The 10446-nt window shown below is 64.3% G+C and carries 9 protein-coding genes, 2 tRNA genes and 1 pseudogene; 3 read left to right on the forward strand and 9 right to left on the reverse strand.

Features of this window, described 5'->3' with window-relative positions; all coding sequences use genetic code 11:
• Positions 1-170: 170 nt before the first annotated feature.
• Complete coding sequence (locus tag GY769_19160; GenBank protein ID MCP4204044.1) at positions 171-1160, reverse strand: flippase-like domain-containing protein; 990 nt, start codon at positions 1158-1160, stop codon at positions 171-173.
• 82 nt (positions 1161-1242) lie between these two features.
• Here GY769_19160 and GY769_19165 point away from each other — a divergent pair, with 82 nt between their 5' ends.
• Positions 1243-1854 carry a methyltransferase domain-containing protein gene (locus GY769_19165; protein ID MCP4204045.1) on the forward strand — a complete coding sequence of 204 codons (612 nt, stop codon included), beginning with the start codon at positions 1243-1245 and terminating at the stop codon, positions 1852-1854.
• 6 nt (positions 1855-1860) lie between these two features.
• Here GY769_19165 and GY769_19170 read toward each other — a convergent pair whose 3' ends face one another.
• On the reverse strand, positions 1861-3648 hold the full coding sequence (locus GY769_19170) for a hypothetical protein (GenBank protein MCP4204046.1): 1788 nt from the start codon (positions 3646-3648) through the stop codon (positions 1861-1863).
• A gap of 157 nt (positions 3649-3805) precedes the next feature.
• Between GY769_19170 and GY769_19175 the strand changes: the two genes are divergently transcribed.
• Positions 3806-4501, forward strand: a complete 696-nt coding sequence (locus GY769_19175; protein ID MCP4204047.1) for a class I SAM-dependent methyltransferase — start codon at positions 3806-3808, stop codon at positions 4499-4501.
• Here the strand turns inward: GY769_19175 and GY769_19180 are convergent.
• Together GY769_19180 and GY769_19185 are read right to left on the reverse strand one after the other, a co-directional pair.
• A complete protein-coding gene (locus GY769_19180; GenBank protein ID MCP4204048.1) occupies positions 4498-5427 on the reverse strand; it encodes a glycosyltransferase in 930 nt (309 codons plus the stop codon). The genes GY769_19175 and GY769_19180 overlap by 4 nt on opposite strands.
• Positions 5424-6527, reverse strand: coding sequence for a glycosyltransferase family 4 protein (locus GY769_19185; protein ID MCP4204049.1), 1104 nt, complete (start codon positions 6525-6527; stop codon positions 5424-5426). The genes GY769_19180 and GY769_19185 overlap by 4 nt, the downstream gene beginning before the upstream one ends.
• Positions 6528-6897: 370 nt before the next feature.
• On the opposite strand from GY769_19185, the gene GY769_19190 reads away from it, so the two are divergent.
• On the forward strand, positions 6898-8364 hold the full coding sequence (locus GY769_19190) for a hypothetical protein (GenBank protein MCP4204050.1): 1467 nt from the start codon (positions 6898-6900) through the stop codon (positions 8362-8364).
• A 63-nt stretch (positions 8365-8427) separates the two neighbouring features.
• Here GY769_19190 and GY769_19195 read toward each other — a convergent pair whose 3' ends face one another.
• From GY769_19195 to GY769_19215, 5 genes and pseudogenes are all read right to left on the reverse strand, one after another.
• Positions 8428-8565: a hypothetical protein gene (locus GY769_19195; protein MCP4204051.1), complete on the reverse strand. Its 138-nt coding sequence runs from the start codon at positions 8563-8565 to the stop codon at positions 8428-8430.
• Positions 8566-9024: 459 nt separating this feature from the next.
• Positions 9025-9099: transfer RNA gene (locus GY769_19200), tRNA-Cys, on the reverse strand.
• Positions 9100-9180: 81 nt separating this feature from the next.
• Positions 9181-9255 (reverse strand) — tRNA-Gly (locus GY769_19205).
• A gap of 176 nt (positions 9256-9431) precedes the next feature.
• Positions 9432-9842, reverse strand: a complete 411-nt coding sequence (locus tag GY769_19210) for a YraN family protein (protein MCP4204052.1) — start codon at positions 9840-9842, stop codon at positions 9432-9434.
• A gap of 266 nt (positions 9843-10108) precedes the next feature.
• A pseudogene (locus GY769_19215) lies at positions 10109-10255 on the reverse strand (cysteine--tRNA ligase).
• Between the last annotated feature and the right edge of the window lie 191 nt (positions 10256-10446).

Consider the following 10446-nt stretch of genomic DNA (forward strand, 5'->3'; position numbering starts at 1 on the left):
ACACGTACACGTAGTCCCGGTCGTCGAATCGACGACGTTGGAACTGCCGATACTCTTCCTCCCACTCGCTCGGCGGGCGCTGGGGGGAGCCAAGAAAGCAGTGGATGAGTTCTTCGAAACCGTGCCGCGTCCTTTTTTTTTTTTTTTTTACTAGACGGGCCGAGTGGCCGTCAAGACGGCGAGCTAGCCTTGGCGTCCGCGGATGCGGTATCCACCTTGAGATCGTGTAAGGACAATCCCTCGCGCTGAAAGAACACCAGGCCGATCGCCACGGTTGCGAACAGCGCGAAGCCTTGGTAGCCGATTCCGAACGCGAAGGCACGATCGTAGTCAACGCCGAAGAATCCGAGGACCAGGATGGTGATCACCTGATAGGTCCCGATGTTACCGGGCGTTAGCGGCAACGCGAACGACAGCCCGGTGGCAGCCACCAGCAGGCCCGGCGCCGCGATGCCGAGCTCGATGTTGAACGCCTTGAGAGCCAGCCATATCGATCCCACCTCGAAGGTCCATACCGCCACGGTGTAGCTCACCACCCGGAGCAATACTGCCGGCTCGCCCAAGAAACGCAAGCCGCTTGCGGCGTCCCGGGCCAACTGGGCAGGCTTGGCGTCGTGACCGCCGGGCAGCCATCGAGCCCAACGTGCCAGCAGCTGTGGCCTGCGTGCCAGAGTGCCGATCGCCGCGACCGCCGCCAGCACCGCGATGATCACGAACGCCAGCAGGTTCCCGGACGCGACGTCTTTGCCGGACGCGACACCGGCAAGCAGGAGCAAGGCGACGGCGAGCACGTCGAAGCTCTGCGCGCTCCAGTTCGCGAACAATGCGCGCGTCGCGGGCACGTGATTGTGCTTGCGCAGGACCATTGCCCGCAGCACATCACCGAGTCGTACCGGCAGAACGCAATTGGCTGCGGTGCCGATCACCGTGGCAGCGAAGAGCCGCTTTCGGGGGCGCGCACCAGCTCCGGCCGCGATCGCCACCGACCAGCGCTCCCCCTTGAGAAAGAGCGAGACACCGAGCAGGAACATCACCAACAGCAGGAACGGCCAGTGTGCCTGGCGGAGGATCACCCCCACTTGATGCGGATCGATTCTGCGCAGAAGCAGGGCAAAGAAGACCGCTGCGATGAGCAGGCCGGCGACCAGACGTTTTCCCATTGAGTGGAGCTTACCGCCGGGTGGCCGAAGCCGGCTCGCACGGCCGGCTTGCGTTCATGGTCAACGCGACTAGACTTCGACCGTGACCGCCTGCGCGACCATTCCGGAGCCGTCGTCCAATGCATACAAGCAAGCGGTGTTTCAGCACCTGGAGAACTTGTTCGCGCCGCGAGGTCGGTACCGGCGCGCGCTCGACTTCGGCAGCGGTGATGGCTGGTTCGCACAGCAACTCAAAGGGGCTGGGGCGGTTCGTGAGGTCGTGGCCATAGACGTGCAGCGGCGCCGGCACGAGTTCATCGAGCCGCAGCTCTACGACGGTCAGCGCCTGCCCTTTCCGGATCGCAGCTTTGATCTCGTCTACGCCGTGGACGTTTTGCACCACTGTCCGGATCCCGCCGCGGGGCTGCAAGAAATGTTGCGCGTGAGCCGTGGTGACGTTGTGCTCAAGGACCACACCTTTGAGAACCCGGCTGGGCGCATTCTGCTCGCCCTCATGGACGAGCTCGGCAACCGGCGGTTCGGTGTGCCATCGCTCTACCGATACCAGCGAGGTTGGGAGTGGCTTCCGGCGTTCGCGGCCGCCGGTTTCCGTCAGGTGGAGCTTCGTCACCCGCTGGCCTGCGACCCGCGGGTGCCGTGGCGCTGGTGGACGCCGCGGTTGCAGTTCTTGGGACTCTGGGAGCGAGGCGCGTAGGCAGGCCTAGCTCCCGGAAGGCCGGCGCACCATCCCGGGGGCCACGTCGCCGGCGGCCAGAGTCGCCAGCGGTAGAAGCTCCACCTCGCACTCCGGCGTCCAGCGTAGAACGTATCCGGTGCGCCCGGGCAAGGTTGCGACGAGTCGACGATTCTTCTCGACGTCGAGGTGGTTCACCCAGAGGATATCGGCCTTCAGGTCGGGATCGTTGACCGGCCGGAAGTTGACGAAGTGATTGGGAGCGCCGCCGCAGGGCGGAGCAAAGGGCCACGGAGAGAAGATCACCGCGGCTTCGAGCCCTGCGTCTCTTGGCGCCTCGATCACGGCATCGAGGTGAGCCGCTATCTGCCCGACCGCCGCGAGCCTGACGGGCACAAAACCGATCCAGGCGGTCACGATCAGCGCCGCGAGCAAGGCGGGTGAGAACGTGGACCAACGCCAGGATTCACGGTCACGGTTCTGGGCCGGAGCACCTCTCAGCCGGTCGCTCAGGTTCCGGGCGCCGACGATCGAGAGAATCAGAAGCGGAAGGGCGAGCTCGAAGGCGTGCATCGGGCCGAAAGTGTCGATACCCCAGTCGACCTGAAACAGATGCAGCAGCAGATACGAGCCGATCATGGCCCAGAGCAGGCGCGCGCGATCGGAGAGCAAGGGTGTCGCCAGCAGGAGAAATGCGAACGACGAAGGCCAGCCGAAAAGATCGAAGTTGAGGCGAAACATCCCGGCCGTGGTGCGCGCGATAGCCACGCCGATTTCCGTAAAGTCGAAACCGGGCAGGGCCGAGAGGTCCTGTGCCCGGAATGTCGCGAAGCGAAAGTCGTTTTCGAAGAGATACTGGGCGTAGCGCACGTATCCGACCCGGAACGGAGATCCGTTCTGTGCCCAGAGAGTGCTCATGAAAAGCGCTGCCAGGGCCATGGCTGGAATTCCAAACGCGAGCACGGCGCGCAGTCGCTCTCGGGTGCCGAGGCGGGGTAGGGCGAGCCCCCAAGCGATCAGGAGCGGCAAGCCGATCGGCAACGCCGACTGTGGACGGATGAAGAAAGCGACGGCGAAGCTCAGCGCAAAACCGGCGTGGTATCGCAGCATGCTGTTGACGGAGCGAGCGCTAAGATACATCCACAAGCACCAGGTCAGGGCCATCAGGCAGGAAGTGTTCGAGAGCTCCGTCGCCGCGGCGATCTGCACGAAGGGCGCCGCCAGATAGAGCAGCACTCCGGCCCGCGCCCACTCCGGGCCGACAAAGTGGTTCAGTGTTCGAAGCAGCGGCGGCACGGTGAGCGCCGAGCAGATCGGGTTCACGACCCAGGTCGCACCCAGCCAGACGCCGGGAACGAGTAGTGCCGGCCAGCCGAGGAAATACACCGAAAACATCCGGCCGTCGTTGACTATGAAGTTCTGGTCGAAGAAGAGCTTCAACTCCGGCGACGTCACCCAGAGGCGGCCGCTCGCGAGCAACTCGGCAGCGAACCGGTAGGCGTTCTCGTCATCTGTGAGTGGAGCACCCCGCATCAGTCCGAAGCGCAGGAGCAGTGGGATGCCAACGGCCGCGGCGCATGTCCAGATCAGGAATCGGCGCTCGGGGATCGCTTTCCATTGCGCGACAAAGGCGTCGGCCCGGGCCTCGGAGCCCCAGTGCCGCGCCGTCCCGAGCGCGAGCAACGCCGCGGCCAGCCCACCGAGCAGGGTGTAGAAGGCGACGAAAATGAGGTAGCGAAGCGACGGGAAGTTGGTCGATCCGAGATCGAGCGCGAAGCCTTCGAGGAAAACAGTGCCGACGAGATAGAACGCCATCAGAGCTATCGCCGCACCGAGGAACGACACACCGACGTGGGTAGGCGTCGAAGAACTCGGAAGGGCTTCAGGTTTCATGAGGATAGAGAGCTGATCTCGAATGCAAAGAGCGTAGCATCGCGGAACGAGGAACCATGGTCTACTATTCGAGTTCCTGATGTCGAGCACTTCGCGCCTAGAGCCGACCTGGTGGGACCATCAGCGCTACCCGTTGCTGCGCCTGCGCCGCCGGATCGAACGCGAGTTGGCTCTGGCGCTCGAGCCGAAGCCAGGTGAGACGATCGTAGACCTCGGGTGCGGAGACATGCCGTATCGACCCCTGTTCGAGAATCTGGGATGCAGCTACGTCGGCTGCGACTTGGAAGACTCGGCACAGGTGGGTATCGAGCCGGGCGTGCCGGTTCCTCTGCCGGATGCCGCGGCGCACGGTGTGGTGTCTTTTCAGGTCCTCGAGCACGTCTGGGATCTCGATTGGTATCTCGGTGAGTGTCGGCGTCTGCTTCGAGCCGACGGCTGGCTGCTGCTGTCCACGCACGGTGCTTGGCTGTATCACCCGCATCCCACCGACTTCCGGCGCTGGACACAAGACGGCCTTACGGCGGAGCTCGTCGGGCACGGCTTTCGAGTCGAAAGCGTCACCGGGGTCATGGGCCCGCTCGCCTGGACGACCCAGTTTCGGCTCCTTGGTTTTCGTCAGGTCCTGCGCCGGATACCGTTGCTTGGCCGTTTTCTGCTGCCGCTTCTCTCTGTCGTCATGAATGTGCGCATGGAGCTGGAAGATGCCGTGACTCCGGCGCAGGTCCGACAGGACAACGCCTGCATCTATGTTGTTGTGGCCCGGCCTTCGGTCTAGTACCGCCGTGACAGAAGCAGGGCGCGGATCTCCTCGGTTCGCCGGTTCATCGACGAAAGCAGAACCCCCACGGTCAGGCTCAACGCGCCAAGGATGAAGAGGCCCGAAGCGAGAACGGCCAGCGGTATGCGCAGCACCTGCCCGGTGGCCAAGTACTGCTGGATGACGAGACTTCCAGAAACAAGGGATGCCACAAACAGCACGAGTGCCGCTAGGCCGAAGAAAGTCAGCGGACGATAGTCGCGAAAGAAAGCGAGAATGGCGAGCAGAATCCGGTAGCCGTCCCGGAAGGTGCGGAGTTTCGATTCGCTCTCGCCGGTCCGGGCGCGATAGGCCACGGGGACCTCGTCGACCCGGAAGCGATTGGCCACCGCCTGGATCGAGAGCTCCGCTTCGATCTCGAAACCCTGGGCGATGAGTGGTGACTGTTCGAGGAAGCGGCTGGTCAGAGCGCGATAGCCCGAGAACAAGTCTCGCGTGCGGATTCCGAATAGCAGTCGCACGACGCCGTTGAAAAGTCGGTTACCCCAGGAGTGACCTACGGGGAAGGCCCCCTCGCCGGCACCCTGCAGGCGCGTGCCGATCGCCATGTCGGCCCCCTCCTCGAGGCGTGCGATCAGGGCGGAGGCGCCCTCGGCGGGGTAGGTGTCATCCCCGTCGACCATCACGAAGACGTCGGACGGTGCCGCTTCGCGAAGTCCCGTGAGCAAAGCAAACCCTTTGCCGGCTCGGGTCTCTCGGATCACCTGGGCGCCGGCCGCCGCGGCAATCTCGGCCGTATGATCGGTGGAAGCGTTATCGACGACGACGATCTGGGCGTCGGGCAGCGCGGCGCGGAAATCGGCAACCACCTTGGCGATGGAAGCCGCTTCGTTGAGGCAGGGGATGACGACCGCGACGCGCATCGTAGGACCAGATTCGCTCAAGCGTCCTCCTCGATCGCAGCTTCAAAGACATCGTAATGGCGTTGCACGGTGGTATCCCAGTTCCAGTTGCGGAGTGCATACTCGCGCGAGGACTCGCCGAGTCTACGACGAAGCTCCGAATCCGCGGCGACTTCGGTCGTGGCGTGCTCGAGGTCCGCCAAGGTATCTACGGCGACTACGGCGTCGCGATCGACCGAGCCGGTGTAGCCGGGGTCCCAGAGCAACACCACCGGCAGTCCGCTGGCCATCGCTTCCTGAATAGCCACCGGAAATCCCTCGCCCGTTGCCGCATGGAGCAGGAAGTCGGCTGCCGCGAAGACCTCTGGCATCGTGTCATGGGGCAAGACGCCGAGGTTGAGTACCTCGGCGGGTAGGCTGCGCTCGGCGCCGCACACGGCTAGACGATAGCCCCGGGCGGGCATGCCCAGCACCGTGTCCAGGTTCTTCTTCTGGGCGGCGCGGCCCACGAACAGGGCGAGGACCCCTTCGGTCGGAAGTCCCAGGCGGGCGCGTGCCGCCTGTTGATCGGAAGAAGACACGGGATGAAACGTCACCGTGTCGACGCCGTTGGGAATGAATGCGACCTTGTGCTCGCCGAAGCGCGCCGCGAGAGCGTCGCGTACACGCGAGTTGTAGGAGATGACCTTGGCGGCGCGGCGTACGACCGGACCGCCGATCAGAGTCCAGGCAAGTCGCTGGATGGCGTTCAGCGTTCTCGATGGGTAGTGGACGAAGCCCACGTGCTCGGTGATGATCAAAGGCACCCGCCGACGCCGTGCGAGCAATGCCAAGAGAGTCGTCGAGTACAAGCACCCGTGAGCGTGCAGCACATCACAGGCGCGCAGGGCGGCGTGAGCTCGACGCACACCGGGCCCCAACGGCATCGCGTAAGGCACGCCTCGTTCTTCGGCTCCGTGCCAGGCCGGCAGGCGGTGTACTGTGGCGCCGTCCTCGGTCGAGACGCCCCACCGGTTCTCCCAGGCCGTGCTCACAACGGCGACCTCGTGCTGGCGGGCGAAACCGCGAGTGAGCCCATGGACGAGCGTCTCCAATCCCCCGGGGTGGGGCGGATAGTTATGGGTGGCGACGCCGATGCGCATTGGATCCGCCTATTCTGAGATCTTCGTTCCGCACGGATTGAAGCAGGATTGTATGGGAGTGGCCGCCCGGCGCAACCGAAGCGCCGGCTGCCGGGGCTTTCGAGTGCCTGGGGCTTCTCCACGCCGTGCCAGCCATTGGGGACCGATCCGAATCGATCATCTCTTGGTACGATGAGATGGCTGCTCACGGGTCACGCTCTATGGAGAATCGAACGCTGCCAGTCCGATCCTCCTCTCTTTTCGCCAACCTCGACCGAGGCATCGGTTGAGGGCGATGGAGGTCAAATGGTCATGGCGGCTCTCGCTTCTTGGCCTGTTTCTGCTCTGCTTCAGCCTGGCCGCCCTTTCCGGTCCAGGAAGGATCGACATCGTGGACGGCCAGACTCGCTACGAGGTGGCGCGCAGTCTCGTCGATCACGGCGACGCAACGATCAGAAACCAAGACTCGTGGTATGCCGTCTTTCCCGGGCGCGGTAAGCGCCCCTACACGGGTTACCGTCTACCCCAGAGCCTGCTGGGAGTTCCGGCGGTCCTGATCGCCGACCTCTTTGGACCGGGAAGTGAGCCGCGCCGTCACTTCTTCTTCGTCCTGACCGGCGCTCTGATGGCCGCCGCGCTGGTCGTGTTGTATGCGCAGTGGTTCCGCCACCTCGGGCATTCATCTCGCGCGTCGATAGGCTGGGCGGCCCTCGGTCTGGTCTGTACGCCGACGTGGTTCTACTCGACGAGTACCTTCGACGACGTCTTGGGGGCCTTCTTCTCGGTGCTTACCGTGGTGCTGGCGTATCGAGCGGGACGCAGTGCGTGGTTTTCGTGGCACCTGCTGGCAGGCATCTCGCTGGCAATCGCCTTCCACTGTAAGCCGCCGCTCGCCGTACTCCTGCTGGCGGTCCTGGTCGCCGGGCACAACAGCGAGCTGGAGCGAGGTGCACAGAGCCGGCGGCGCCTCGTCGTGCTGGTGCTACTGCTGTTGGGTATCGGACTGCACGTCGGCTACGAGCGCTACAAGTTCCCCCCCGAGAGTCGAGAAGTCCGTAGGCAGCTCGAGGAAGCGTACGTCGCTCCCTTCCCGGGCAATCCGGCCGCCGGAGTACTCTCGCTCGCTGTGAGTCCTGGCAAGGGCGCCCTCTGGTACTTCCCGGCGATCTTGATAGCTCTGGCCGGTGTCCGTCGGCGGTGGGCCAGGGATCCCTGGCCGACGATGGCGCTGGTTGCCTCACTCGGTGTCTTCTGGCTGTTCATCGGGAGTCTTGTGATCTTCGCGGGCGATCCGGCCTGGGGACCACGCTACCTGACTCCCGTCTTCGCCGTTCTCTGGTTGTTCGTCCCCGCCGGTGCGCGGTCGCTCGGCCTGCGTGGGACCGTCCTGTTGCTCGCTCTCAGCTTCGCAGTGCAGCTCTCTTCTTTGATCGTCGACCCGCATCGGCTGTACGTCGAGAGGGGGCTGCGTTCCGCGTTCTACGACGAACGCCCCTGGGCATACTTCGATCCCGAGATCTCCCATCTGGTCCAGCGACCGCGTGAAGTGCTCGCGATCGTCAGATCCAGCCGCGAAGGTGAGCGGGCCTCGCGCTTCTCCCCGTCTCCTTCACCAACCTTCGCCTTCCCGATTCTCGACTTCACGGACAGCGGCCCGGATGCGGTCCGACGTTCCCACGTGCTCGCCTCCTATCGCCCATGGTGGGTCAGTCAACGTTTCCTGGAAGCCGGTCAGCGACCGGTGCCCCTGACCACGACGGTGGTCGTGCTTCTGGTACTTGGTGCGATCGGCGGCTCGTTGACGTCCTGGGGCTCTCGAAAGGCGCCCGGCGGTAGCCAGGCGAAGCGTCAGTGTTGACGCCGCGAGTCCGGCTAGCGTCACCCCAAAGCGCCGGCAAGTTGTCCGGGAGTCGTGGGGGCCTCAGGTCTCGGCACCGACGATTCGAAGCGCCACGCAGGCGGCGCCAAAGCCGTTGTCGATGTTGACCACCGCCACACCGAGCGCAGCTCGCAGGAGAAAACATACGGCTCTCGCACGCTCGACGATCCGACGGAACAATCTCGCTGGTTTCCAGATTCGAGGGAAAGCATCCATGGGCGACTGGTCCCCGAAACGGGCCCCCCTTCCAAGAGCACTCTTCCGGGGAGTCCGTCCCTGGTGCCCTTGGACTCAGGCTCGCTCCGGAGGCCCAACGAGAAGACTATGCCCCCTCACCGAATCGAACGAAGAGATGGCCCCCGAGGTCCTGATGGCAGTCTGGTTCAGTTTGACCGAGAAGAGCCGGCACCGCTTCGATACCGGCGGCGCCCGTCAACCAGCGATCCCGAGAACCGAGAAGAAGCCGTAGTCCAAACCTCGAGCTACACCGCAACTGGACGTTCGATGCCAACAGGTGTCGAGCGAACCGTGGAGGTCTGTACTTGACCTTTCTATGGCAGTCGCCCTTATCGGGCTAGCTGCGAGTGGATCGAACCGACTACTACTCTAGCGTAAATTGTTGAAGTAATTGAAATTAGTTGGAGGCGACGCCCGGAATCGAACCGGGGAATGAGGGTTTTGCAGACCCTTGCCTTACCACTTGGCTACGTCGCCCCGAAACGGAAGCGGCCGCGGTCGCGGCCCCTTCATAATACGACAACCCGAGGGCCGTGTCCGCCTGCAAGGCGGAAGATCTGGAGCGGGAAACGGGGTTCGAACCCGCGACCCCAACCTTGGCCAGGTTGTGCTCTGCCACTGGGCTATTCCCGCCCTGGGCTGAGAATGGTATTGGGGGGGTGGAGGGGTGTCAAGCCATCGGGGACACCATTCCTTCGTGTCCCCTTCCCGACTGGTTTTCAAAGGCGGAGACTGGCCCTCTGCCGACGGGACAGCGGGATCCTTCGCTTCGCTCAGAATGACAGCGCACCGGAGAAGCTCCGCAGAAGCTACCCCGCCCCGAACGCATCGCGCAAAAGGGTGAACCGCCAGCCATCCTCGCCTCGGTCCATGCCCAGGACGTCGAAGCGGCAGGGGCCGGTCCATTTCGAGCGACCGAGATAGGCGCCCGCGACTCGGGCAATCCGACGCTGTTTGTGTGGCGTCACCGCGCCGATCGCCGGGCCGAAGTGGGCTACGCGACGGGCCTTGATCTCGATGAAGCAGAGGGTGTCGCCGTCGGTGTTGGGCTCGATCGCGATGACGTCGATCTCGCCGGCGCGAATGGCGAAGTTGGTGTCGAGAATCTCGTAGCCCTCGCGCTCGAGCCAGCGGACGGCCGCGGACTCGGCGATTCTGCCTTTGGCGCGAGTGTCGGCGGCGCTGGCGAAGTTGGTGGGGTTTGCGGGCGGAGTGGGCATTCGTTAGGAGTAGACGCAGATGGGTCGGGGTTTCTGGCGGGAGGAGAAGACGATCGGCTTGGAAAACCAGTCGGGAAGGGGACACGAAGGAATCGTGTCCCCGAGGCTGAAAGGCCCGCCGCGTGCCTCCTGGAGCGAAGCCTCTCTGCGCGAGCGAAAGGAGAGCACCGGCGGCCTGCTATCGGTTCGCGCAGCCGCAGAGAAGCTGGCTCTAGCCAGACGGTCGAGACCCTTCGCTTCGCTCGAGGGCGAGCGGAGGGCGACCGCTACGTTCTTTTCCAGCGGGTGCCGTCTGGGGTGTCTTCGAGAACGATGCCCTCAGCGGCAAACTGGTCGCGGATTTCGTCGGCACGAGCGAAGTTCTTGGCGGCGCGGGCGTCGTTGCGCTCTTGGACGAGCGCATCGATCTCGGCGTCGCCGAGGCCGCCGGCGTCGCCGGAGTCCGCCATGTCCGAAGCGCCGGCCGGCCAGTCGGCCGGATCGAGAACACCCAGTACCTCGTCGACGCCGGCCAGCGCGGCCAAGATGCGGTCGCGATCGCCGGCGACGAGTTCGCCGGCCTCGATGGCCTTGTTGACCGCGCGCACCAAGTCGAAGACCGAGG

The organism is bacterium (assembly GCA_024224155.1).
Taxonomy (GTDB): Bacteria; Acidobacteriota; Thermoanaerobaculia; order Multivoradales; family JAHEKO01; genus CALZIK01.